At 39.0% G+C, this 24,278-nt stretch carries 23 protein-coding genes and 2 riboswitches; of the genes, 13 read left to right on the top strand and 10 right to left on the bottom strand.

Features of this window, described 5'->3' with window-relative positions:
* The first annotated feature begins 225 nt into the window (after window positions 1-225).
* From A2J09_RS08005 to panF, 3 genes are all read left to right on the top strand, one after another.
* Complete coding sequence (locus tag A2J09_RS08005; protein ID WP_012294638.1) at window positions 226-1,206, top strand: diaminopimelate dehydrogenase; 981 nt, start codon at window positions 226-228, stop codon at window positions 1,204-1,206.
* Window positions 1,207-1,897: 691 nt separating this feature from the next.
* Window positions 1,898-2,161: a YhdT family protein gene (locus A2J09_RS07995; protein ID WP_012294636.1), complete on the top strand. Its 264-nt coding sequence runs from the start codon at window positions 1,898-1,900 to the stop codon at window positions 2,159-2,161.
* Window positions 2,161-3,606 carry a sodium/pantothenate symporter gene (gene panF / locus A2J09_RS07990; RefSeq protein ID WP_036161783.1) on the top strand — a complete coding sequence of 482 codons (1,446 nt, stop codon included), beginning with the start codon at window positions 2,161-2,163 and terminating at the stop codon, window positions 3,604-3,606. Before A2J09_RS07995 ends, panF begins: the two co-directional genes overlap by 1 nt.
* Window positions 3,607-3,650: 44 nt before the next feature.
* On the opposite strand, the gene A2J09_RS07985 is transcribed toward panF, so the two are convergent.
* The gene (locus A2J09_RS07985) at window positions 3,651-4,421 is read right to left on the bottom strand and encodes a TSUP family transporter (RefSeq protein ID WP_036161779.1); all 771 of its coding nucleotides are present in this window, start codon (window positions 4,419-4,421) and stop codon (window positions 3,651-3,653) included.
* A 127-nt stretch (window positions 4,422-4,548) separates the two neighbouring features.
* On the opposite strand from A2J09_RS07985, the gene A2J09_RS07980 reads away from it, so the two are divergent.
* Both A2J09_RS07980 and A2J09_RS07975 read left to right on the top strand, forming a co-directional pair.
* Window positions 4,549-5,331, top strand: a complete 783-nt coding sequence (locus tag A2J09_RS07980) for a TrmB family transcriptional regulator (RefSeq protein ID WP_012294634.1) — start codon at window positions 4,549-4,551, stop codon at window positions 5,329-5,331.
* Window positions 5,332-5,352: 21 nt separating this feature from the next.
* On the top strand, window positions 5,353-5,736 hold the full coding sequence (locus A2J09_RS07975) for a hypothetical protein (protein ID WP_227256848.1): 384 nt from the start codon (window positions 5,353-5,355) through the stop codon (window positions 5,734-5,736).
* A 45-nt stretch (window positions 5,737-5,781) separates the two neighbouring features.
* On the opposite strand, the gene A2J09_RS07970 is transcribed toward A2J09_RS07975, so the two are convergent.
* Window positions 5,782-6,153, bottom strand: coding sequence for a nucleotide excision repair endonuclease (locus tag A2J09_RS07970; RefSeq protein ID WP_025116318.1), 372 nt, complete (start codon window positions 6,151-6,153; stop codon window positions 5,782-5,784).
* Window positions 6,154-6,355: 202 nt separating this feature from the next.
* Window positions 6,356-6,465: riboswitch (SAM riboswitch) on the top strand.
* 98 nt (window positions 6,466-6,563) lie between these two features.
* Here A2J09_RS07970 and metA point away from each other — a divergent pair.
* On the top strand, window positions 6,564-7,499 hold the full coding sequence (metA, locus tag A2J09_RS07965; protein WP_012294631.1) for a homoserine O-acetyltransferase MetA: 936 nt from the start codon (window positions 6,564-6,566) through the stop codon (window positions 7,497-7,499).
* A gap of 55 nt (window positions 7,500-7,554) precedes the next feature.
* On the opposite strand, the gene A2J09_RS24145 is transcribed toward metA, so the two are convergent.
* The 6 genes from A2J09_RS24145 to plsY all read right to left on the bottom strand — a co-directional run bounded on the left by A2J09_RS24145 (window position 7,555) and on the right by plsY (window position 13,535).
* Entirely contained in the window at window positions 7,555-9,429 is a 1,875-nt protein-coding gene (locus A2J09_RS24145) for an endospore germination permease (protein ID WP_012294630.1), read from the bottom strand.
* A 33-nt stretch (window positions 9,430-9,462) separates the two neighbouring features.
* Window positions 9,463-9,696: a hypothetical protein gene (locus A2J09_RS07955; RefSeq protein WP_012294629.1), complete on the bottom strand. Its 234-nt coding sequence runs from the start codon at window positions 9,694-9,696 to the stop codon at window positions 9,463-9,465.
* 4 nt (window positions 9,697-9,700) lie between these two features.
* Window positions 9,701-10,900: a Ger(x)C family spore germination protein gene (locus tag A2J09_RS07950; protein ID WP_012294628.1), complete on the bottom strand. Its 1,200-nt coding sequence runs from the start codon at window positions 10,898-10,900 to the stop codon at window positions 9,701-9,703.
* 30 nt (window positions 10,901-10,930) lie between these two features.
* On the bottom strand, window positions 10,931-12,475 hold the full coding sequence (locus A2J09_RS07945; RefSeq protein WP_012294627.1) for a spore germination protein: 1,545 nt from the start codon (window positions 12,473-12,475) through the stop codon (window positions 10,931-10,933).
* Between the two features lie 147 nt (window positions 12,476-12,622).
* Complete coding sequence (locus A2J09_RS07940) at window positions 12,623-12,913, bottom strand: HesB/YadR/YfhF family protein (RefSeq protein ID WP_012294626.1); 291 nt, start codon at window positions 12,911-12,913, stop codon at window positions 12,623-12,625.
* Window positions 12,914-12,932: 19 nt separating this feature from the next.
* Entirely contained in the window at window positions 12,933-13,535 is a 603-nt protein-coding gene (plsY, locus tag A2J09_RS07935) for a glycerol-3-phosphate 1-O-acyltransferase PlsY (RefSeq protein ID WP_012294625.1), read from the bottom strand.
* Between the two features lie 537 nt (window positions 13,536-14,072).
* Between plsY and parE the strand changes: the two genes are divergently transcribed.
* The 7 genes from parE (at window position 14,073) to A2J09_RS07900 (ending at window position 22,397) form a co-directional block, all read left to right on the top strand.
* Window positions 14,073-16,049: a DNA topoisomerase IV subunit B gene (gene parE, locus A2J09_RS07930; RefSeq protein ID WP_031416030.1), complete on the top strand. Its 1,977-nt coding sequence runs from the start codon at window positions 14,073-14,075 to the stop codon at window positions 16,047-16,049.
* Complete coding sequence (parC, locus tag A2J09_RS07925) at window positions 16,046-18,484, top strand: DNA topoisomerase IV subunit A (protein ID WP_036161775.1); 2,439 nt, start codon at window positions 16,046-16,048, stop codon at window positions 18,482-18,484. The genes parE and parC overlap by 4 nt, the downstream gene beginning before the upstream one ends.
* 123 nt (window positions 18,485-18,607) lie before the next feature.
* A riboswitch (TPP riboswitch) is annotated at window positions 18,608-18,718 on the top strand.
* Between the two features lie 155 nt (window positions 18,719-18,873).
* Entirely contained in the window at window positions 18,874-19,869 is a 996-nt protein-coding gene (locus A2J09_RS07920; protein ID WP_012294623.1) for an ABC transporter substrate-binding protein, read from the top strand.
* A 1-nt stretch (window position 19,870) separates the two neighbouring features.
* Window positions 19,871-20,164 (top strand): thiamine-binding protein, encoded by a 294-nt coding sequence (locus A2J09_RS07915; protein ID WP_012294622.1) that lies wholly within the window; start codon window positions 19,871-19,873, stop codon window positions 20,162-20,164.
* Window positions 20,161-20,934: an ABC transporter permease gene (locus tag A2J09_RS07910; RefSeq protein WP_012294621.1), complete on the top strand. Its 774-nt coding sequence runs from the start codon at window positions 20,161-20,163 to the stop codon at window positions 20,932-20,934. Before A2J09_RS07915 ends, A2J09_RS07910 begins: the two co-directional genes overlap by 4 nt.
* Window positions 20,909-21,658, top strand: a complete 750-nt coding sequence (locus A2J09_RS07905; RefSeq protein ID WP_012294620.1) for an ABC transporter ATP-binding protein — start codon at window positions 20,909-20,911, stop codon at window positions 21,656-21,658. Before A2J09_RS07910 ends, A2J09_RS07905 begins: the two co-directional genes overlap by 26 nt.
* Window positions 21,648-22,397, top strand: coding sequence for a TatD family hydrolase (locus tag A2J09_RS07900; protein ID WP_036161772.1), 750 nt, complete (start codon window positions 21,648-21,650; stop codon window positions 22,395-22,397). Before A2J09_RS07905 ends, A2J09_RS07900 begins: the two co-directional genes overlap by 11 nt.
* Window positions 22,398-22,457: 60 nt before the next feature.
* Here A2J09_RS07900 and A2J09_RS23920 read toward each other — a convergent pair whose 3' ends face one another.
* Window positions 22,458-22,634, bottom strand: coding sequence for a hypothetical protein (locus tag A2J09_RS23920; RefSeq protein ID WP_227256847.1), 177 nt, complete (start codon window positions 22,632-22,634; stop codon window positions 22,458-22,460).
* A 92-nt stretch (window positions 22,635-22,726) separates the two neighbouring features.
* Window positions 22,727-24,271 (bottom strand): solute symporter family protein, encoded by a 1,545-nt coding sequence (locus A2J09_RS07895; protein ID WP_036162768.1) that lies wholly within the window; start codon window positions 24,269-24,271, stop codon window positions 22,727-22,729.
* Window positions 24,272-24,278: the final 7 nt, after the last annotated feature.

The raw sequence follows: 24,278 nt of genomic DNA, 5'->3' as shown, positions 1-24,278 counted from the left end.
GTCATTTACAAGTCTTTTACGAAAACTTAAAGGTCCATGGAATATTTAGTAATTTGTAACCGTATTCATACCATCATTGGATGAAAATCATAGAAAACTGATATATATTCTTTCAAAAAAACTCATACTCAAACTATTGTGAATTTTTCTAACACGAAGTATTATTGTAGTTAGATTTAACGTGAAGGTTTTCACAAAGTCACGTAATCGTGAGGAGGAATTTTAATGAGTGCAATTCGAGTAGGTATTGTAGGTTATGGAAATTTAGGTCGTGGTGTGGAATATGCTATATCACAAAATCCAGATATGGAACTAGTAGCAGTATTCACACGTCGAGACCCTTCAACAGTAAACGTAGCAAGCAATGCTAGCGTATATGTAGTAGAGGACGCTGAAAAATTCCAAAATGACATTGATGTTATGATTCTATGTGGGGGCTCAGCAACAGATTTACCAGAGCAAGGTCCACATTTTGCTCAATGGTTTAATACAATTGATAGCTTTGATACACATGCGAAAATTCCTGAATTTTTCGATGCGGTTGATGGAGCAGCTCAAAAATCTGGTAAAGTATCTGTCATCTCAGTTGGTTGGGATCCAGGTTTATTCTCATTAAATCGTCTATTAGGAGAATCTGTATTACCAGTTGGTACAACGTATACGTTCTGGGGAGATGGTCTAAGTCAAGGTCACTCTGATGCAGTTCGTCGTATTGAGGGCGTTAAAAATGCTGTACAATACACTTTACCAATTAAAGAAGCAGTAGATCGTGTACGTAACGGTGAAAATCCAGAGCTAACAACACGGGAGAAACATGCTCGTGAATGCTGGGTTGTGCTGGAAGATGGCGCAGATGCAGCAAAAGTTGAACAAGAAATTGTGACAATGCCTAACTACTTCGATGAATATAATACAACTGTCAACTTCATCTCTGAAGAAGAGTTTAAAGCAAACCACACAGGTATGCCACATGGTGGTTTTGTTATTCGAAGTGGTGATAGTGGTGCAAACGATAAACAAATTCTTGAATTCTCATTAAAACTCGAAAGTAATCCAAACTTCACATCAAGTGTTTTAGTTGCTTATGCACGCGCAGCACACCGTCTGAACCAAGCTGGTGATAAAGGGGCGAAAACAGTATTTGATATCCCATTCAGTCTGCTTTCACCAAAATCAGCGGCTGAATTACGTAAAGAATTATTATAATTACAGAACTAAAACCCGATTATCATTGATTTGATAATCGGGTTTTTTATTTATCTCCATCAAAACTATTAAAATATGGTAAACTGTCAATCTTTTAATAACCTGAATTTTTGTAACCTTACACTAACGGAGGTTATCGTTTACATGACAGATATTATCATTGAATCTAAATGTATAGCTCCAAATCCATCCAATTATTGTATTAATCGAGCAACTCTTATGAGAACATTAATAAAATGTCATCAGCATACATGCACACTTATTCATAGTGGAGCAGGATATGGCAAGACAACCATCCTCACTCAATTTCTATACCCGAATCTCGACGTTTTTCTTGGTATAGTATTTCCGATGAAGATGATACAGTTTTACCCTTTTTAAGGCATCTTTTTCTCAGTATACAGCAAATTGTACCTAATTTTGGTCAGACATTTGATACATGGGACCAATTATCTCGCTTTCCAAAATGGAGGAGCTCAATCGCTGGTACAAGCTGTTTATCAATTGCTTATGTAACATAGATAAGCCACTCCTAATTGCTCCGTTGTTGGCTATGAGGATGCCTTTCCAATCATAGGAAAATTAAAATCGTCAATTAAAGCGTAGTAAAGTCAAGGACGCTTATTTGTCCACATCTCTTCCCATCAGACCAACATATCAGTAAAATAGAGTAGGTTAGGGGGATTGTCTTGTGAAAGATCAACGCTTTAAAATTGCGCATCGAGAGGCACTTATTGGAATTGGACTAGTCCTTGTGAACTTTGCGATTTGGTTTGGCTTTGCATATGGACTAGGTGCAGGGGATCCCGCAAATTATTCGTATGTTTTGGGTTTTCCTGCTTGGTTTTTCTATAGCTGTATCGCAGGGACAGGCTTTATGATCCTGCTCGTCTGGATCGTTATGAAGCTCTTCTTTAAAGAGGTTCCATTTGATGATGGGGAGGAGGAGCGCTAATGCACTGGCAAGTTGTATTTCCATTGCTATTATTTCTAATTATTATTTTTGGAATTGGACTCTGGGCCAATAAACATGTTCGCTCCTCTAACTCGTTTCTACAGGAGTATTTCCTTGGTGGTCGAGAAATGGGTGGATTTATTCTAGCGATGACCATGATAGCTACCTATGGTAGTGCGAGCAGCTTTATCGGAGGGCCAGGAGTAGCTTATACGAAAGGACTTGGCTGGGTGCTACTTGCCATGGCACAGCTACCTGCGGGCTATTTTGTCCTGATGATTTTAGGGAAGAAATTTGCTATTATTGCTCGTCGTTACCAAGCTATTACGCTCATTGACTTTTTACGTGAGCGCTATAAAAGCCATGTCATTGTCATTCTGTCTGCTATTAGTATCATTGTCTTTTTATTTTCAGCGATGATGGCACAGTGGGTAGGGGGAGCCCGTTTAATCGAGTCTTTAACAGGCTTACATTACACGGCAGCATTGTTTATATTTGCGATATCAGTATTAGTGTATGTTATCATTGGTGGCTTCCGAGCAGTTGCTTTAACAGATACTGTTCAAGGTACGATAATGGTCATTGGAACTGTTATTTTATTAATCGGAACTATTATTGCAGGTGGAGGCATCGATAAAATTATGTCCTCGCTGGTCGCAGAAAATCCCCATTTCGTATCTCCATTTGGAGCAGAAGGGGATTTAACGCCTCTGTATGTTTCAACGTTTTGGCTATTAATTGGTGTAGGTGTGGTGGGACTTCCCCAAATTGCCGTGCGTGCGATGAGTTATAAAGATTCTAAAAGTATGCACTTAGCGATTATTATTGGTACGATTGCTATTGGGACCATTATGTTTGGGATGCATCTAATTGGTGTGTTAGCACGACCTGTCCTACCTGGCATCGACATTGGTGATAAAGTCATGCCACTCTTAACATTGAAGGTGCTGCCGCCATTTTTAGCAGGGATTGTCTTAGCAGCGCCAATGGCCGCTACCATGTCCACTGTCAATGCATTACTTATGCTAGTAAGCTCTACGGTTGTCAAAGACATCTATCTAAATTACATGAAGCCACAGGCAAGTGATGCCGAAATTAAACGCGCAAGCTTTATTGTAACGACTGTGATTGGCTTAGCAGTGATCGTCTTTGCACTCCATCCACCTGATTTATTAGTGTGGTTAAATTTATTTGCATTTGGTGGGCTTGAGGCAGTCTTTATTTGGACGGTAGTTCTCGGATTATACTGGAGGAAAGCAAACAAATATGGCGCCATTGCGTCCATGATTTCAGGTATGGCTTTATATATTTTCATCGACCGGTTCTATCCGACGGCCTTCGGTATGCATACCGTTACGATTCCAATTGTAGCTTCCCTTATTATTTTTGTAATCGTAAGTCTTGCTACTAGTCATAAATTTAAGGACGAGCACTTCCTCATATAATGTAAAACAACGCCGCAAATTTTGGACTGTGGCGTTGTTTTTTATTAATGAATCATATAATCGTAGGCATTTTTTGCAAGGAGTGTCATTGTCACAATAATAAAAAGCGACCGGACAAAGCCGCTTCCTTTTTGAATGGCCATTCGAGAGCCAAGCATAGCCCCTCCAATTTGAGCAACCCCCATGACTAAACCATATACATAATGGATTTGACCTAGGTAAGCAAACATACAAACACCTGCCACATTACTTGCTAGATTTAAAAATTTCGCATTTCCTGCCGCCTTTAAAAAATCAAAGCCAACAAGCAAGAAGCTAAAGATTAAAAATGAGCCCGTTCCTGGACCAAGAAACCCATCATAAAATCCAATAGCAAATAATAGCATCATAAATAAAAATAAGTGGGTTTTCGACAGATTTTTTACCGTTGAGACAGCGCCCCAATCTTTTTTAAAGATTGTATAAATCCCAACAGCTGCCAGCATGATAAGCATTAATGGTTTTAGTAGAGCTGGGTTAATTAAATGAACAGTCCATGCACCACATAATGATCCAATGAAGGCGAGAGGGAAATATTTCAGCACAGATCGAATTTCAAGCTGACCAGAACGGTAAAAGGAAATGGTCGAAGTAAGTGAGCCCATTGCGCCTGCTAACTTATTGGTTGCCACAGCGGCGGCTGGATTTAGGCCAACAAACAATAGAGCTGGTAAGGAAATTAAACCGCCACCTCCAACGACTGAATCGATAAATGCCGCCAGAAATCCAAACGAAATTAAAAGTATTAGAATATGTACATCCACATCAAAAACCATGTCTTACACCTCATTTTAATTAGTTACTACTGAAATAGTAACTAATTTATTTAAAGCTGTAAAGCCTAACTTTTTCATTGGCAAATGTTCACAACAGTAGCCTATAATAAAAATATGGAGGGATGATATGGATGAATTAATCGCCCAATTAAAAGAACTGGGATTGACAGAATATGAGGCAAAGGCCTATACAGCACTCGTACAAAATAGTCATGTCAGTGCCTATCAAGTTAGCAAAAACTCTGGGATTCCAAGAGCTAGAATCTATGACATATTAAATGGTCTTGTTGAAAAGGGATTCGTACTGAAGGAGGAAACGGCGGATCAAACGACTTATTCTTCTATTCCTGTCGAGATGTTTTTGCAGCAAATTCAACAGCGCTGGCAATCAAATTTTACATCGATTAGTGATCAGTTAGAAAAACTAGAAATGAAAGAACAGGAAGCGGAATCTAAAGTATTAATGCTAAAAGGGAAGCAGACGATCGTTAATTATTGTCAAACCTTATTAAAAAAAGCAGAGACAAAAGTCATCCTATCGATGTGGGAAGATATGTACGATACCTTACGTGAGGATATTGAAGAGGTATCTCAGCATGTGGAGGTGCATGGCATCACTTTATATGTCGAGGAACATCTAGCATCTATAGACATGCACAGAGCCACACACTATACGAGAAAGACTTCTACACCTCATTGGTTTATTTTATCGGTTGATGGTCAAGAAATGATTTATGGTCACTCGCCATCCAACCAAGAAACCGCATTTATAACGAATGACCCTGTGCATATTTATTTACTAGAGGATTATATTTGGCATGATGTTCTTATCAATAGACTAGTAAAACGCGATGATAATGAATTGGAGGACTGGATTGCTAAAGAACGTAAAGCATTTTTCTTAGAGTAGTTATAAGGGAAGGGGAGCATCTTGAAAAAATGGATGTTGCCAGTATTACTTTATTTATTAATGATGGGTGGATGTGATTCTGCACCGCTGCCGGTTTTTCCTAAGATTCAAGAGCTAACAATCGTTCCTGACCATATCCAACAACATATTATAGCTACAGACAGAATTCAGTTATTGTATGAAGATGACGTGACGTACTATCTTGTCATGTTTTCAAAAGGAAATGTGCTAGCAAGTGTAGCAGCTAATGAAAATAGGTTAGTCATTCATTTCAAGGAAGGAAGCGAGCAAAAGAAAGAAGCTCTACCCTATGTCTATGCCAACAACAAAAGCGCGGAGCTGACTATTATCGAACTGTATATTAATGGCAAAAGCATGCCGATAGATCGTATTACCATGCTGTAATAAAAAACCGAAATCCCTAAAAAGAGATTTCGGTTTTTATTGATATTAATAAAATACTTTATCTACATTGTATTTGGAGCGGAACGTATTAATCGCATACGTTTCATAAATTTCACGTTCCATAGGATCTTCTACTTCATAGACTTCAATTTTGAAGACCTCGTCACGATAGTTTTTCATCGGAGATACATTGTCTTCAAAATGTTTTTTTATGCGTTGGCGAATTTTACGTGCTTTGCCGACAAATAATAACTCATTCTTTTCATTATAAAATAAGAAAATGCCGCCTTTATCACGTGTGATTTTGTGGAAGTCGATGAAACCAAAGTATGGTGTAATTGGGACATCACCTGGTTTTACATCTTGTTCGCGTTGGCGAATAACTACATCTGGTTTTGGAAATTCAATATTAATCAAAGTATTCACGTTCCTCTCTATTACTAAAGATATATGGTAACATAATAGCGGCATGTTTACCATAAAATTTCATGTAGAATAACCATATACAGCAAGCTTAGTGTTCATCAAATGAATGTAGAACATGCATGGGAATAACAAAATATTCTATGAATTATTGATATTCTAACTCGTCCATGTTACAATTCAAAATAATTAAATAATCTTATCAAGAGAAGCAGAGGGATTTGGCCCGATGACGCTTCAGCAACCTCTAACAAATGTTAGAAAGGTGCTAATTCCAGCAAAGGTTTTTCCTTTGAGAGATAAGAGTGAACGTGAAAAAAATCCTTCTCATTCTATCTCATATGGAATGTGGAGGATTTTTAATTTTTTTAGAAAAAGGAGCAAAAAAGAGAGGGGAATGCTAGATGCCAATTAATATTCCGAAAAATTTACCTGCTGGGGAGCATTTACGTGAGGAGAAAATCTTCGTGATGGAAGAGGATCGTGCGAGAACACAGCAAATACGTCCATTAAACATATTAATTTTAAATTTGATGCCCGAAAAAGAAAAAACGGAGCTACAATTATTACGTTTACTAGGAAATACACCATTACAGGTCAATATTACTTTTTTAAACACGGCTACTCATGAATCTAAAAATGTCAGTAAATCTCACTTACAATTATTTTACACAACGTTTAACCAAATTCGTCACCGACGTTATGATGGTATGATTATTACTGGGGCACCTGTAGAAAAAATGCCATTTGAAGAGGTTAACTATTGGCAGGAAATTGCTGAAATTATGGATTGGTCTAAAAAGAATGTGACATCCGTGCTACATATATGTTGGGGGGCACAGGCTGCGTTATATCATCATTATGGAATTGGAAAAATAGAGCTTTCTGCTAAATGCTCCGGCGTTTATTCTCATGTGATTACTGATTTAACAGTGGATTTAGTACGAGGCTTTAGTGATTTATTTACAGCCCCTCATTCTCGCTATACATCTGTCTCGATTGACGAGGTTCGCAATCATCCAGACTTACGCTTATTATCCTATTCAGAGGATGCAGGTGTGTTTATCGTGCAATCTAAAGATAATAAAAACATTATGATTACAGGTCATTTAGAATATGATGCGACAACACTGGCTGATGAATACAGTCGCGATGTTGCCAAGGGCATTGATATCAACGTTCCAGTAAACTACTTCCCAAATGATGATCCAGAAAAGGAACCGATGAATACATGGCGTGCCCATACACATTTATTGTTCTCCAACTGGTTGAACTACTATGTATACCAAGAGACACCATATGAATGGGACTTTGTGGACGAAATTGAATATCATATTTAAATAACAATAACAAAGTCTAATTTCTTCGCTAAGTAGCTGAAGGAATTAGACTTTGTTATTCTAAATTCTTCTTGTCAGAAACCGTAATATCTGGTTTAGCCTGATCTTTCTGATTGGAATCTGTAGCAACATCGTTAGTTGGGTTATTTTGATTGGCATCCCTATTATTAGGTTTCATCTGATTATCTTGGTTGGAATCTGTAGCAGCATCGTTAGTTGAATTATCTTGATTGGCATCCATTTTATCAGGCTTAGTGTGATTATCTTGGTTGGAATCTGTAGCAGCATCGTTAGTTGGATTATCTTGATTGGCATCCATTTTGTCAGGTTTACTGTGATTATCCTGGTTGGAATCAGTAGTAACATCGTTAGTTGGATTATCTTGATTGGCATTCATATTATTAGGTTTCATCTGATTATCCTGGTTGGAATCAGTAGTAGCATGGTGAGTCTGATTATTTTGATTGGCATCCCTATTATTAGGTTTTATCTGATTATCCTGGTTGGAATCAGTAGTAGCATCGTTAGTTGGATTATCTTGATTGGCATCCCTATTATTAGGTTTCATCTGATTATCCTGGTTGGAATCAGTAGTAGCATTGTTAGTTGGATTATCTTGATTGGCATCCATTTTGTCAGGTTTAGTGTGGTTATCTTGGTTGGAATCAGTAGTAGCATTGTTAGTTGGATTATCTTGATTGACATCCCTATTATTAGGTTTCATCTGATTATCCTGTTGGGAATCCGTATTAGCAGGATTAGGTTGATTTCCTTGATTAGCATCCGTATTACCCACATCAGTTACTTGCCCCTGATTAGCATTCGCAGCCGCATTCCCTTGTGATTTTCGATTACGTATGACGGCTACAATAAGTAGCAGGATAGGTAATAAAATGGTGAAAATAAATGAATAGATAGGCCAAATTTCATTATTATAATTGTCGGAATGGACAATATCAGGATGAACAATTTGCGAAAGACCAATCATAATAATACCCATTGGTAAGATAAGTGGGCGGTGATCCTTCAGTTTCATAATTTGTGCAATTCCCACGACCGTTGTATAGAAGTACATAAATGTTCGAATAAAAATAGATACAATCCACATAAAAGCCATGATAATTTCAATACGCTGTAAAAAGTTGCCGATCGAGATTCTTTGTGCTAAGGCATAGCTAGGAAAAGTTCGGGAAGCCGTATTGGCTGCCCCTAATACTAGTATGCAAAGGGTAATCAATGTTACTAAAACAAATCCACCGAGAATCGTACCTATGTAAAATCCTTTCTTTGAGGATTGCTGGACATTGACACTGGCAGGGTAAATCATTAATAACATAACTAGGGAAAAAGAAAAGACGCTCATAAAGCGAATAATACTATAGAACAGTGATGTTTTGGATACTTCCATAATGGGTTGTATATTTTCAAACTTAATTTGTGGAGTAATACAAACAATAAAGAAAATAAAAATTAAGATAAACATAGGAAAAAGTATTTCTGCTGAGCGAGCAAAGGTCTCTAAGCCTAAATAGGCAGCATACATAATAATAATGCTAAACAACAAGGCGAATGCCAGTGTGGGTGTTTCTGGCATTACCTCTGTTTTCATAAAAATTCCAATAAAGTATAATAGTTCTCCTCCCGAAAATAGGGTAAGGGACAGAAAACCAATCACTGTAATTTTTCCAAAAAAGCGACCGAAAATTTTTTCATTTGCCTCAATAAAATTCAGTGTGGGTGTTTGGTTGCCTAGCGTCAAAAATAATTTCACCACTAGTAAACTAAGGACAACGCCAATGCTTGCAGCAATCCATGCATCCTGCTTACTGGAGCTTGCAATAGTTGAAGGGATAATTAAAATGGCTGTACCGATAGAAAGGAGTGACGTAATAATTGTAAATTGTCTTGAACTAATGATTTCTTTTTCCATTTAACTGTCCTCCCATACATGTCGATGTGTCTACTATTTTGTGAGTGAAACGATAAAATCCTTAATGGGTGTAAAAATAAAAGTTACCAAATCTAAAGGGCTCGGGATATTTATTTTGAGAGCAATACCTATATTAAGTGCTGTCCCAATTAGTAAAAGAATAGAAAAAACAAGAATGGTCTTGGTTTCTTTTTGTCTTTTGAGCTTTGGGATAAATAGTAATGCAATAATGGCCGAAATAATGAAGACTGCTACCGCTAGTACCATGCTACTATTCCTCCTTTGGCTTTTTTAATAATGAATTTTGCATTGTGCCTAAGCCTTGTGTCGTTACTTTTACACGAACATGGACAGGAAGATCAGGAAAGATAGTTGGCCAATCATTTTTAATTTTTTTCCATTGTTTAGCATCTGCGCGATGAAGGGCATCCCCATAGCCTAAAACATCCACTTGGTATTGCTGCTGAATTTTTTCTAACGTTTTTTCAATACGTTCATCGATGCCTTGTGCTGTTTTTTTATTGATATAATCCATCGTTTTATTTTTTGTGAGATTAATATCACATTCGACCTCACCTACATTTTGCTCCACATCTATTTGGACATCAATTTGTGGTTTCCCATTTTGAAATGACCCCTTTACTTTTGTGGAGGATTGCGTAATCTCAGTCGAAAGCGTACCTTGTTTTGGACAGTTGACGATTTCAATGGTACTTTGTATTTTGTCACTGAGGAAGCTAATACTTTTACTTTCTCCCTCTGAAAGTAAACCAATGTATCGATCTCCTTTAAAGACAGCCAATCCTGCATATTTTAATAACACAGGAGTTTTAACACGTTGGACGTTTGTTTTATCGGCACCTAATCGTTTGTCCCCATGAATTTCAATGGCAGAAATCAATGCGCCATTATCCTTTTCGTTGAGCCTCGTGACCAATTCGTCTATATTAATCGCAATTGTAGAGCCCCAAACTTTTTCAGAAACATTGAGCGAATTTAAGATTTTATTAGCAGGCACTTTTTCGATAGGGGTAAGAACATTTAACACTTCCTTAGCTGTAGCCTCATGAGACATAATGACATCGAAATCTTTTCTAAACTCATGGTCTCGTGCAATCAAATCCAATGAATCACTAATTCCTTCTTTGGCGAGGTCTTCACCTAAGATAACTACTTGTAAATGAGCAAAATAGGGTTTCCGAGCTGCAATAGTTGTCATTTTACGAATGGCCTCAAAAATTGTTTCCCCTCTCGAATGATAGCTAATAACTGGGGTGCGCTGAGTGGAAGCTTGTCGCATTGAAACCTCACTAGGATCAACGATTTGAACAGTAATTTCAAATTCGTCCTCTACTTTATCTATTCCAAGCGCTACGACAATGGCTAATTCATTTAATTCACGCTTACTCCAGCAGCCACTTAACAGTAAAGGGAGGATGCACAGTAAGCAAATTGTTTTTACTTTTGCCATAATTCATTCCTCACTTGTTCAGTAGTAGTTTTATTTCCTGCCTGTTCTTGTGACATATTTATGCCCTCTGACAACATTTTTCTGATTCACCAAACGTGGACGTTTTAATAAATGTCTGCGTGGGAGTAATAAAAAAGCATCTTTTTGGTCCTGTATAATGAATGGAGCAAATGGGCTTAAATATGGTACACCAAATGAACGAATGCTACATAAATGAAGAATAATAACCATAATGCCGAACATTACGCCAAATAGACCGAACATAGCAGCTAAAATCATTAATGGAAAACGCAGTACACGAATCGTATTGGACAACCCATAAGCAGGAAATAAAAAGCTACAAATGGCCGTCAATGCTACAATAATAACCATAACTGCTGAGACCACACCGGCATCTACCGCCGCCTGTCCGATAACCAATGTACCCACGATGGACACCGCTGGACCGATTGTTCGCGGCATTCGAAGCCCTGCCTCTCTTAGTATCTCAAAGGCAAGCTCCATAATAAGTGCTTCTACTACAGCAGGGAAGGGCACGCCTTCTCGTTGTGAAGCAATACTAATGAGCATGGGCGTCGGTAGCATTTCCTGATGAAACGTCGTAATCGCAACATAGAGAGATGGTGCTACCAATGCCAAACTAATACCAAAGAAACGTAAGATACGAATGAGGGAACTAATCATCCAATGTTGGTAGTAGTCTTCTGCTGATTGCAAAAAGGAAGTAAATAATGCAGGCACCACTAAGACAAAGGGGGTACCATCTACTAGAATCGCCACTTTACCATCTAATAATTCGCCAGCAATCACATCAGGACGTTCGGAGTTATAAACGGTTGGAAACATGGAATTTTTGGAGTCTTGAATAAAATCCTCAATATAGCCACTTTCTAAAATGCCATCGATATTAATGCGGTCTAACCGCGCTAACACCTCTGCAACAATTTTGTCACTGGCGATACCATGTATATACATCACGGCGACATCTGTTTGTGTCACTTCACCAATGACACGGGACTTAATCCAAAGGTTTGGACTTTTTATTTTGCGCCGAATGAGCGCAGTATTAGTGCGTAAAGTTTCAGTAAAGGACTCTCGAGGTCCCCTAATGACGGATTCGGTTGATGGCTCTGTCACAGCTCTGTCTTTCGCACTTTTCGTACTTGTTACAATGCCTTCCGCAAAGCCATCTAATAGAATAACGGTCTCACCATTCAGTATGGCATGATAAAGTGTGGTAAAATACTCGATATTCATCACGTCACCAACAGTTAAATAGGAACTTCGCACATATTGATTTATGGTAGTAATTTCTATTTCTTGTTCTTCCTCAATATTCGCCATTAATTTATCAATGACAGAATCCGAAATCATGGTTTTATCGGATAAGCCATCAATGGAAATAATAGCGAGCCGATGGGGCTCAGCTTCACCAATTGTAATTTCTCGTATAATGATGTCATTGCTATGACCAAGAGTGTTTTGAATGACCTTTATATTTTTGGCAAGGGAAGTATTTAATAAATCGTCCGTTGTAAGGGATGGGGAGGGATCGATCTTGTTTGATATGGACATGCGCTTTCCTCCTCAAATGAATGTTCATTATTTATAGAATGGACAACTTTATGCGGAGATAAACGAAAAAAGGAATGAAATTCTAGCTACTATTTTTCAAATAAAAAAACAGTATTTCCTTTCAAAGACCGAAAGGAAAATACTGTTTTATGTACGATACTCGTATTGTAATTCATCTAAACTAGCATCCACGTCCACGTGTAAGTTATGATCGTTAAAGAACCATAAATCTTTTTCATCGATGTAATAGGTTACGCCATCAATGACTGCTTCAGCTCCAATAGCAATGGGCTCTTCTAGCGTCATACCTAGTGAAAAGCCTTCGTGAAAAGGACTTGAGCCACCATAGCGTGCATAAAAGCGAATAGTATCGCCTGGTTCTACTTCCATCTCTTGCTTGAACCATTGTAGGGCTTCATTTGTCAGTGCAATTTTCATAGCGAATGCTCCTCTCTTCCTACAGCCATTTTACCTTTGGCTCAGTGCCATTTTTAATACGTGCAATATTGGCACGGTGACGATAAATAATAAAGGTAAATAAAAAGGCTACCAAGATGCTTAATGCAAAGTCACCTGTAACAAAATAATAAACGATTGAATAGATAAGTGCTACTGAAGCGGCTATCATAGATGTTAGGCTGACGATTTTTGTGAGTTTCAATGTCACAAGAAAAGCAATTAGGAGCAAGACAAACAATGGCCATGAGTAGCCTAATAAAACACCTGCAGATGTGGCAACGGCTTTTCCACCACGGAAATTGGCGAAAATCGGAAACATATGACCAATCACTGCAACAAGACCTAGGATTAAGGGATGAATAGAACTGTCTGAGAATATGGGAAGTGCAGCTAGTAAGACAGCGGCAGTCCCTTTTAGAACATCCATCACAGTCACAACAATACCGGCCTTTTTTCCTAATGTTCGAAATGTATTCGTTGCTCCTAGATTACCGCTTCCGTGTTCTCGGATATCGGTATTATAAAAAATTTTACCTATCCATAGCCCTGAAGGTATAGAGCCGATTAGATAAGCACATAAAATAATAAGTCCATTGATCATAGTTGGACTCCTTTCATTCATAGTCCATCACTTGGTACTAATAGTTTGTAACAAGTATTTTACACTTTTTCTTGCTAATCTACAATGTTATGAAGGAGAATTCCTAAGGAGTCTTGAATTCAATACAAAAGAAACTAAATGTAAGTTGGAGATAGGCTTTTAGACATGATTGATGAAGGCACGAAAAAAGTCTTTCTTAAAATTTAGGCAAAATGGCAATTTTGTCAATCGTTCATTCCTTTGGTAGAATAGAAGTCTAACTTTATTCATTTACATGGAATGACGCAGAAACACTATTTTGCAACTAAATAAGCTACGATGCGTCAGGTGTTTACGGATACTAGTGGTTGTCTGTCTTGCTTAAATTCCAATTTTAAGCAACTGTTGAAGATGTTTACTATTGAAATGTTTATTAAAACTGTGAGCAATTTTTAAAAATTTAATTGGACCTGTCGCTAACTATTGACAGGAAATGCTATTATTATTAGGATGAGAACATAAATAGAACATGTGTTTGTTTTTTGGAGGGGAATTTTGTTGACGAATAAACAGTCACCTAGCGTCTATAATGATGACGCTATACAAGTATTAGAAGGATTAGAAGCGGTGCGCAAACGACCAGGCATGTATATCGGTTCGACAGATGGCCGTGGACTTCATCACCTTGTGTATGAAATCGTAGATAATGCGGTGGATGAAGCATTGGCTGGCTTTGGATCTCATATTATTGTCAAGATTCACAAAGACCAGAGTATTAGCGTACGCGATTTCGGCCGTGGAATGCCAACTGGTATGCATAAGATGGGTAAACCTACTCCTGAAATTATTTTTACCGTCCTACACGCAGGTGGTAAGTTTGGACAAGGTGGTTATAAAACAAGTGGCGGTTTGCACGGTGTAGGTTCTTCTGTTGTGAATGCGCTATCAACTTTTTTAGAAGTAACCATCCATCGTGATGGGAAAAAATATCGCCAGCGCTTCGAGCATGGTGGACATCCAGTGACAACACTTGAAGAAATTGGTCAAACAAAACAAACAGGAACGCTTGTTCATTTCCTACCTGATGAAACAATCTTCTCTGTCACAAAATTTAATTATGATACTTTAGCAGAACGTTTACGTGAGTCGGCTTTTTTATTAAAGGGCTTAAAAATTGAATTAATCGATGAGCGCGAGGAAGGCAAAAATGATGTGTTCTTTTATGAGAACGGCATTGAAGCTTTCGTTGCGTATTTGAATGAAGAGAAGGATGTTCTTCATCCTGTGAAATATGTTGAGGGTATTCAAGATGATATTGAAGTAGAGTTTGCCTTCCAATATAATGATGGTTATTCTGAAACGATTTTATCGTTTGTCAATAATGTACGTACACGAGATGGCGGTACACATGAAACAGGTGCAAAAGCAGCCTTGACGCGTGTCTTTAATGAATACGCAAGAAAAATTGGCTTATTAAAGGACAAGGACAAAAACTTAGAAGGAACGGATATTCGAGAGGGCTTAGCGGCTATCGTATCTGTTCGTATTCCAGAGCACTTATTACAATTTGAAGGACAAACAAAGGGCAAGCTTGGTACGAGTGAGGCTCGTTCAGCGGTAGATAGTGTGGTGTCTGAGCAAATTTTATATGTGCTAGAGGAAAATGCTGAATTGTCAGCGTCTCTTGTGCGTAAAGCGATTCGTGCGCAGCAAGTGCGTGAGGCGGCTCGTAAAGCCCGTGAGGATGCACGAAATGGTAAGAAAAACAAAAAGGGTAGTACGATTCTGTCTGGGAAATTAACGCCTGCACAGTCACGTAATGCGGCGAAAAATGAATTATATTTAGTCGAGGGTGATTCAGCGGGTGGTTCTGCAAAACAAGGTCGTGATCGAACATTCCAGGCGATATTACCACTGCGTGGGAAAGTTATTAACACAGAAAAAGCCAAGCTACAAGATATTATGAAAAACGAAGAAATTTCAACGATTATTCATGCGATCGGTGCAGGTGTAGGTACAGATTTTGCTGTGGAGGATTCAGCCTACAATAAGGTAGTCATTATGACCGATGCTGATACGGATGGTGCGCATATTCAAGTATTGCTACTAACGTTTTTCTATCGTTATATGCGTCCACTCATCGAGGCTGGAAAAGTCTTTATTGCGTTACCACCACTTTATAAGGTTTCGAAAGGAACTGGCAAAAAAGAAGTGATTGAATATGCTTGGACAGAAAACGATTTACAAAAGGCCATCAAACAAGTTGGAAAGGGTTACATATTACAGCGCTATAAAGGTCTTGGAGAGATGAATGCTGACCAGCTATGGGATACAACAATGAACCCTGACACACGGACATTAATTCGTGTCACTATCGAGGATGGTGCACGTGCAGAGAGACGTGTCACGACGTTAATGGGCGATAAAGTAGAGCCACGTCGTAAATGGATCGAAGCCAATGTAGACTTCGGTATGGAGGATGATGCTAACATTTTAGAAAATGAATTCATCCAACAAGAGGAGGGCCAAGCATGAGTAGTACAGAAAAGTTTCAAGATTTACCTTTAGAAGAAGTAATGGGTGACCGTTTTGGTCGCTATAGTAAATATATTATTCAAGACCGCGCGTTGCCAGATGCACGTGACGGTCTTAAACCAGTACAGCGTCGTATTTTATATGCAATGTTTACGGAAGGTAATACACATGAGAAACCGTTTCGTAAATCGGCTAAGACAGTCGGAAATGTAATCGGTAATTACCATCCGCACGGAGATAGCTCAGTCTATGAGGCGATGGTTCGTATGAGTCAGGATTGGAAAGCTCGCCATATGCTTATAGAAATGCATGGGAATAACGGTTCGGTTGATGGAGATCCACCAGCAGCCATGCGTTATACGGAGGCAAGACTTTCTGCAATTGCTGGTGAAATGTTACGAGATATTGGGAAGAAAACGGTTGAATTCGTGCCAAACTTCGATGACCAGGATATGGAACCAACTGTTTTACCAGCTCGTTTCCCTAATTTATTAGTAAACGGCTCTACAGGGATATCTGCGGGTTATGCAACAGATATTCCACCGCATGCATTAGATGAAGTGCTGGATGCTGTTTTGATGCGCTTAGACAAGCCTACTGCGACAGTGGATGAATTGATGACAGTTATCAAGGGTCCTGATTTCCCTACAGGCGGAATTATTCAAGGTGTAGACGGCATTAAAAAGGCATATGAAACAGGGCGCGGTAAAATTATTGTCCGTGCACAAGCTGTGGTCGAACCTATCAAGGGCGGAAAAGAGCAAATTGTCGTTACCGAATTACCATACGATGTGAATAAAGCGAATCTTGTGAAAAAAATTGATGAGCAACGTGTAGATAAACGCCTTGAAGGGATTGCTGAAATTCGTGATGAATCAGATCGTACAGGGTTACGTGTCGTTATCGAGCTGAAAAAGGATGTTCCTGGACAGGGGATTCTACAGTACCTATTTAAAACAACAGATTTACAAGTAGCTTACAATTTTAATATGATTGCCATTCATAATCGTCGTCCAACGATGATGACATTACCATTATTGCTGGATTCCTATATTACTCACCAAAAAGAAGTGGTCACAAATCGTTCTATATATGATTTACAAAAGGCAAAGGATCGCTCCCATATCGTGGATGGCTTAATTAAAGCCCTATCTATTCTAGACGAGGTTATTGCTACGATTCGTTCATCTAACGATAAGAAGGACGCCAAGCTCAATTTACAGGCGAAGTTCGATTTTACTGAGGTACAGGCAGAGGCGATTGTGAGCCTGCAATTATATCGTTTAACGAATACCGATATTACAGAACTCCGTCAAGAACAGGATGACTTAAACAAATTGATTGCCAAGCTAGAAGGAATTTTACAAAGCGAGGCCAAACTTGTACGCGTCATTAAACAAGAATTGCTAGATATTAAAAAACGTTTCACAGAGCCACGTCGCTCGAAAATTGAACAAGAAATAGAAGAAATTAAAATTACATTAGATGTCCTTGTTCCAAGTGAAGAGGTTGTAGTGACTGTCACGAAAGATGGCTATATTAAACGTACATCTACACGATCCCATGCCGCCTCCAACGGTCAAGATTTTGCGATGAAAGATTCCGATTACTTATTGTATGAAGCAAACTTAAATACACAACATCATCTATTGTTATTTACAAATAGAGGGAATTATATTTATCAGCCTGTTCATGAATTACCTGATATTCGCTGGAAGGACCTTGGACAGCATATTTCAAGTATTGTGCCAACAAGTGAAGATGAGTCGATTATTGCAGTCTATGGCTTTGAAACATTTGAACAGCCAAATATGTATATTTTAACTGCTACGAAAGATGGCCAAATTAAACGTTCGCCATTAGCAGATTATGCTGTGACGCGTTATTCGAAGCCAATTAAAACAATGAATGTTAAAGCGGGCGATGCAATGATTTATGCATCGTTTATAACTGATGATGCGGAACTGCTCTTAACAACTGATACGGCCTATGCCATTCGTTTCCCTATTGAAGAACTACCAGTTACTGGAGTGAAAACGGGCGGTGTTAAAGGTATTACGCTAAAAGATGGAGAAGCTTTAGTCGGGGTCAATGTCCTACAGCCAGATGAAACACAATATGTCGTTATTGTGACACAACGAGGGGCTGTAAAGAAAATGAATGTCGCAGAGGTAGAAATAGCAAGTCGTGCCAAGCGTGGACTTAAAGTCCTTACAGAATTAAAAGCAAATCCTCATCGAATTGTCGCTGTTATTCAAGCAACAGACGATGAGCAGGTTGTGATTGAAACTGAAAAAGGCATACAAGAGGTTATCGATGTCCATGCATTGACGCGCGCTGATCGCCATTCTAATGGTTCATTTAAAGTGGACATTGCAACAGATGGAGCCATCTCACATGTTTTAACGGCCAAAAAAGAACAAAAAACAAGCTAACATCATGCCCAGTCTCTATAAGTAGAGCTGGGCTATTTGTTTATAGTGGCACAACTATCCAAAATTAGCATCTTGTCATTTAAGATCAACTATGGGTATAATAAACATCGAAAAGTTCATAGCGAAAGAATGTAGGGGGGCTAGTTATGGCTAGCTGAGATTGTGTCCGATAGACACTGACCCTTTGAACCTGATTTGGCTCGTACCAGCGTAGGGAACATCTATTCAAAAAAGCAAATGTTTTGGAGATTGATTGCAATACGTCTGGGAGGAATCCTAGGCGTTTTTTTATTTTCTAAGCAATATCTTACCAACCGTATAATACGCTTTCTTCTGGTGACAACATTCATTCATGAACACTTTCATATTACAAACTGGGAGGACCTAGCATGAAAAAATGGTTATTTATCCTATTAGCTACTCTATTGACGTTAGTAGGCTGTAGCGACAAGGAGGACAAGCAGTCTGCTGATACAAAGAAAAAGGTATCAGTGGTACTCGATTGGACACCGAATACGAATCATACAGGATTGTATGTTGCGAAAAAGCTCGGTTATTTTGAAGAAGTAGGCTTAGATGTTGATATTATAATGCCAGGAGAGGCAGGAGCCGATCAGCTCGTAGCTTCTGGTAAAGCAGAATTTGGCGTGAGTTATCAGGAGGGCATTACACAGGCTCGTGTTCAGGATGTGCCACTTGTCTCGATAGCGGCCATCATCCAGCATAATACATCTGGATTTGCTTCTGTAGCGTCAAAGGGTATTACCTCTCCAAAGGACTTTGAAGGAAAAACATATGGGGGCTGGGGAGCACCTCTCGAACAAGCGGTATTACAATCATTAATGCAAAAAGAAAACGCTGATATTAATAAATTAGACATTGTCAATGCGGGAGATTTAGATTTCTTTACGATGATGAAAAAGGACATCGACTTTGCTTGGATTTATTATGCATGGACAGGTATTGAGGCAGAGCTTCGTGGGGAAAAAATTAATATGCTGTATTTAACGGACTACAGTGATCAGTTAGATTACTATACACCTGTTTTAGCAACCAATGAAAAAATGATTCAAAACAATCCAGACAGCGTCAAAGCTTTTGTTGCGGCTGCATCGAAGGGCTATGAATATGCCATCGAGCATCCGAATGAAGCGGCTGATATTTTACTAGAAGCGGCACCAGACTTAGATAAGGAGTTAGTGCATAAAAGTCAAGAGTGGTTGGCTGATAAGTATCAGGATGACGCTAATCAATGGGGGGAGCAAAAGCTTTCTGTGTGGGAAAACTATGCTAAATGGATGTCGAGTAATAAAGTGTTAGAGGGCGAATTTGATGCTAAACAGGCGTTTACGAATGAGTTCCTACCGAAAAAGGAGGCCAATTAACATGGCAAATTCATTAATCAGTGTCCAAATCATTCCGAAGACAGAGAAATACGAGGATGTCATTCCTTATGTGGATGCGGCCATTGCGGTTATTGATGCATCTGGTGTGAACTATGAGGTTCATCCCCTTGAAACAACAATGGAAGGTGAGCTTACAACGCTTCTTCAAATCATTGAAAAAATGAATGTTAAGATGGTCGAGCTAGGAGCCATTAATGTCATTACACAAGTAAAAATTTTATATCAACCAAATGGGATTACCATGGCTACATTAACGGAGAAATATCAGTCATGAAACGGGCATTACAAAAGGGAAGGACGATAATGTTTATCGCCTTCCTCTTATTCATATGGGAGCTTGTTGTGCATATCGCTGATGTTCCTCCCTGGCTCCTACCAGCACCAAGCATAATCTTAAAGGAAGGCTTTCAATCATATCAAACGTTTCTGCCACATGCTCTGGCTACTGTGGAATTAGCTTTACTTGGACTTGCTATTGGGGTTGGCTGTGGTCTAACCGTGGCGATTGTTTTGCATCGTTTTACTTTCATTCGGTCGTTATTTTATCCGATTCTCATTATGTCGCAAAATATACCCATTCTTGTATTGGCGCCGTTACTTATTATTTGGTTTGGCTTTGGCTTATTACCAAAGCTCATCATTATTTGTCTAGTATGCTTTTTCCCTATTGTCATTGCGGCAATGGACGGTTTTCGTCAAACAGCACCCGAGTTAAAGCATTACTTCGAAATGATTGGAGCAACGAAGGCCCAAACGTTTTGGAAATTAGAATGGCCACATGCCTATCCGGCAATTTTCTCGGGCATAAAAATTGCTGCTACCTATAGTGTAATGGGAGCAGTTATTGCGGAGTGGCTTGGTGCAAAAAAGGGAATAGGTGTATACATGACCTTAGCACAATCTTCCTTCCGTACAGATCGAGTGTTTGTCGCCATTTTTGCGATTGTCTTGCTAAGCTTAATGTTGTTTAGTAGTATCCGCTTGCTTGAAAAATTAATGGTAAAGGGGAGAGGTTATCATGCTCAGCATTCAAAACATCGCTAAATCCTTTGACAGTCTACATGTACTTGACCATGTTTCCTTTGATGTCAAGGATGGTGAGTTTGTGGCCATAGTAGGACCATCTGGCAGTGGTAAGAGTACCCTTTTTCAATTAATTGGTGGGGTCTCTTTGGTTGATCAAGGGACGATTTTATTAAATGGAGAGGAGATTCAGCAAAAAAGAGGCGCAATTGGCTATATGCCACAGCAGCCTTGTTTACTTCCTTGGCGTACTATTTTAGAGAATGTAACAATTGTCGAGGAATTACAGCAAAATCCAAATGTTGAACGTGCAAAAGGTTGGCTTGAAAAGGTGGGGCTTGCTTCCTTTAGTCAAGCTTACCCATACGAGCTCTCGGGAGGGATGCAACAACGTGTGTCTTTTATCCGTGCCATTGTCAGTGATAAACCTATTTTATGTCTAGATGAACCATTTTCTGCGCTTGATGAATTTACAAGACTGGAAATGCAGGCATGGCTCCTATCCATTTGGGAAGAGCATAAAAAATCTATCTTATTCGTCACACATAGTATTGAAGAGGCCCTCTTTTTAGCCGATCGTATAATTGTTTTATCGAAACGGCCTGCAACAGTGAAAAAAGAAATGATTGTGCCATTTGAGCGCCCCCGCAAAGAAGAAATTCGTCATTCTGCCACATTCACAGCCTTGAAGCAACAGTTATTCACGTATTTACAGGAAGAAAAGGGGGATTTGAATGTTGATTGATGCCCATATTCATTTAGATCAATATAAGGACGTGGAAATACCTTCATTATTGGCAGAAGTAGAGGCATTAATTGCGGTAAGTATGCAGTTGTCCTCCTGTCAAAAGACGTTGCATTTAGCGAAGGTCTATCCCAAGGTGAAGGCGGCTTTTGGGTTTCATCCTGAACAGCCTTTACTGGATGAAATAGAAGAGAAGGCTTTATTTGATTGGATTCGCGCGCATCGTGATAACATGGTAGCGGTTGGTGAGGTCGGTTTACCCTATTATTTAAGGCAAGAACAAGCCTTGGATGTTCGTCCATATGAGGCTTTATTGGAACGATTTATCGTATTGGCTAAGGAATTGGGCAAACCGATTGTGTTGCATGCTGTATATGAGGATGCTAGCATCGTGTGCGATTTGCTAGAAAAGCATCAGCTTTGTCAGGCTCATTTCCATTGGTTTAAAGGGGACGAGGCAGTCATGAAACGCATGATTCGGCGAGGTTATTTTATCTCTATTACGCCTGATGCCTTGTATGAAGAGGAAATTCAACAGCTAATTCAAATCTACCCGATTGACTTAATGATGGTAGAAACAGATGGCCCATGGTCGTTTGAGGGACCTTTTACAAATAAACCAACGTCTCCGTGGATGATGCATTCGACGATTGAGGTGATTGCAGCCATCAAGGGATTGTCTATTCAGCAAGTGGCTAAAATTATCACTCAGAATACAAAAAACTTTTATCGACTTTAAGGTAACGTGGCAATTGCCACTTATGTTTTCTACAATAATAAAAGCAGTATAGGATATCAATTAGTTATCCGTATACTGCTTTTTATGTTTAGTAAAATCATGCATCAATTTCTCTGTTTTTGTTTTGGTGGTGCGTTCATGTGTGCTGAAGGAATTGGATTGGCGATTTTTCTCTACATCCTTGCCAGCAGTTCTTTTTATATGCATCCGCTTCTTTTTCGCCCTAGATTGAGCCATTTTCATTCCCTCCTTTTAACAATTATAGTAACGAAAATGAATGAAAAAGTAAAACCTCGTAAGCAAGAACTTACGAGGTTTATGAAATCGATTTAGTGAGATACGTCCTGTACAGAAATACCTGTGTTTGCTTTAACGTCAACTTCACGATATTTTGCATCATCAGTTTCTTTAGAAAGTAATGTGCCGATGAAACCACCAAGGAAACCAAGCGGTACAGAGATTAAGGCAGGGTTCGTTAACATAATTAACGGATCACCAACAAAAATCGCCTTGCCTTCAACTGGATTCCATACGTTTGGTGACATAGCTACTAATACTAATGCAGAGATTAAGCCTGTTAACATCGCTGTAACAGCACCAGCTGTATTAAAGCGTTTCCAATAAATTGTGTAAATAATAACTGGAAGGTTAGCGGAACCTGCAATACAGAATGCTAAAGATACTAAGAATGCAACGTTTAATGTTTGTGCACCAAGAGCTAATAGAATAGATATTACAGCGATTGTAATCGAGCCAATACGAGCTGCAAGAACTTGCTCTTTTTCAGTAACTTTACCCTTTTTAATGATTTGACCATAAATATCATGTGATAGGGCAGAGGCACCTGAAAGTACAAGGCCTGCTACTACCGCTAAAATTGTTGCGAATGCTACCGCACAAACGAATGAGAATAGAATGTCGCCTCCTAGTGCTTCTGCAAGAAGAGGGGCTGCCATATTACCTGCAGCGTTAGCCGCAATAATATCTTCTTTTCCAACGAATGCTGCTGCACCGAAACCTAAGAAAATGGTTAAAACGTAGAATATACCTACAATCCAAGTTGCCCAAATAACAGATGAACGAGCCGTTTTTGCATCTTTTACTGTAAAGAAACGCATTAAGATATGTGGAAGACCCGCAGTACCTAATACTAATGCAATTAACATTGAAATTGTGTCAAGTCCCTCTGTATATTTTAGACCGGGTTTTAAATAAGCAGCACCATTATCAGTCACTGTAGACATTTCCTTGAACATTGTTGCAATACTGAAGCCAAACTCTTTTAATACTAAGAATGAGATAATCACTGTACCTAGCATTAAAAGACAAGCTTTAATAATTTGAACCCATGAAGTCGCTGTCATACCACCGAATAATACGTAAGTTGTCATCATGAAACCTACGATCAATACAGCTACCCAGTAGTCGATACCTAAAAGTAATTGAATAAGTGCTCCTGCACCAACTAGTTGTGCAATCATGTAGAATAAAACAATGGTAATAGTGCTTAAAGCAGCTGTTCCACGTACTTTCGCATTATTGAAACGCGCTGTAATCATGTCAGCTAAAGTGAACTTTCCAAGGTTACGTAATGGCTCAGCAACGATGTATAATACCACTAAGTAAGCGACTAAATAACCAATAGAGAAGAAGAATCCGTCAAATCCAAATAGTGCTACTGCACCTGCAATCCCTAAGAAAGAGGCTGCCGATAAATAGTCACCTGCGATAGCTAGTCCATTTTGCCAGCCTGTTAAGCCCCCACCAGCTGTATAGAAGTCACTTGCAGAAGAAGTTCGTTTAGATGCCCACCATGTGATAACTAATGTTAAACCAACAATGGCTACAAAGAAGAATATGGCTGTAAAGCTCATTCCGTTA

It is taken from the genome of Lysinibacillus sphaericus (assembly GCF_001629735.1).
Taxonomy (GTDB): Bacteria; Bacillota; Bacilli; order Bacillales_A; family Planococcaceae; genus Lysinibacillus; species Lysinibacillus pinottii.
This window is presented reverse-complemented; position numbering and strand designations above follow the sequence as displayed.

Coding starts and splice junctions, on each gene's coding strand:
- A2J09_RS08005 (WP_012294638.1), top strand. CDS start 226: ATGAGTGCAATTCGAGTAGGTATTGTAGGTTATGGAAATTTAGGTCGT.
- panF (WP_036161783.1), top strand. CDS start 2,161: ATGCACTGGCAAGTTGTATTTCCATTGCTATTATTTCTAATTATTATT.
- A2J09_RS07985 (WP_036161779.1), bottom strand. CDS start 4,421: ATGGTTTTTGATGTGGATGTACATATTCTAATACTTTTAATTTCGTTT.
- A2J09_RS07980 (WP_012294634.1), top strand. CDS start 4,549: ATGGATGAATTAATCGCCCAATTAAAAGAACTGGGATTGACAGAATAT.
- metA (WP_012294631.1), top strand. CDS start 6,564: ATGCCAATTAATATTCCGAAAAATTTACCTGCTGGGGAGCATTTACGT.
- A2J09_RS24145 (WP_012294630.1), bottom strand. CDS start 9,429: ATGGAAAAAGAAATCATTAGTTCAAGACAATTTACAATTATTACGTCA.
- A2J09_RS07955 (WP_012294629.1), bottom strand. CDS start 9,696: ATGGTACTAGCGGTAGCAGTCTTCATTATTTCGGCCATTATTGCATTA.
- A2J09_RS07950 (WP_012294628.1), bottom strand. CDS start 10,900: ATGGCAAAAGTAAAAACAATTTGCTTACTGTGCATCCTCCCTTTACTG.
- A2J09_RS07945 (WP_012294627.1), bottom strand. CDS start 12,475: ATGTCCATATCAAACAAGATCGATCCCTCCCCATCCCTTACAACGGAC.
- A2J09_RS07940 (WP_012294626.1), bottom strand. CDS start 12,913: ATGAAAATTGCACTGACAAATGAAGCCCTACAATGGTTCAAGCAAGAG.
- plsY (WP_012294625.1), bottom strand. CDS start 13,535: ATGATCAATGGACTTATTATTTTATGTGCTTATCTAATCGGCTCTATA.
- parC (WP_036161775.1), top strand. CDS start 16,046: ATGAGTAGTACAGAAAAGTTTCAAGATTTACCTTTAGAAGAAGTAATG.
- A2J09_RS07920 (WP_012294623.1), top strand. CDS start 18,874: ATGAAAAAATGGTTATTTATCCTATTAGCTACTCTATTGACGTTAGTA.
- A2J09_RS07915 (WP_012294622.1), top strand. CDS start 19,871: ATGGCAAATTCATTAATCAGTGTCCAAATCATTCCGAAGACAGAGAAA.
- A2J09_RS07910 (WP_012294621.1), top strand. CDS start 20,161: ATGAAACGGGCATTACAAAAGGGAAGGACGATAATGTTTATCGCCTTC.
- A2J09_RS07905 (WP_012294620.1), top strand. CDS start 20,909: ATGCTCAGCATTCAAAACATCGCTAAATCCTTTGACAGTCTACATGTA.
- A2J09_RS07900 (WP_036161772.1), top strand. CDS start 21,648: ATGTTGATTGATGCCCATATTCATTTAGATCAATATAAGGACGTGGAA.
- A2J09_RS23920 (WP_227256847.1), bottom strand. CDS start 22,634: ATGGCTCAATCTAGGGCGAAAAAGAAGCGGATGCATATAAAAAGAACT.
- A2J09_RS07895 (WP_036162768.1), bottom strand. CDS start 24,271: ATGAGCTTTACAGCCATATTCTTCTTTGTAGCCATTGTTGGTTTAACA.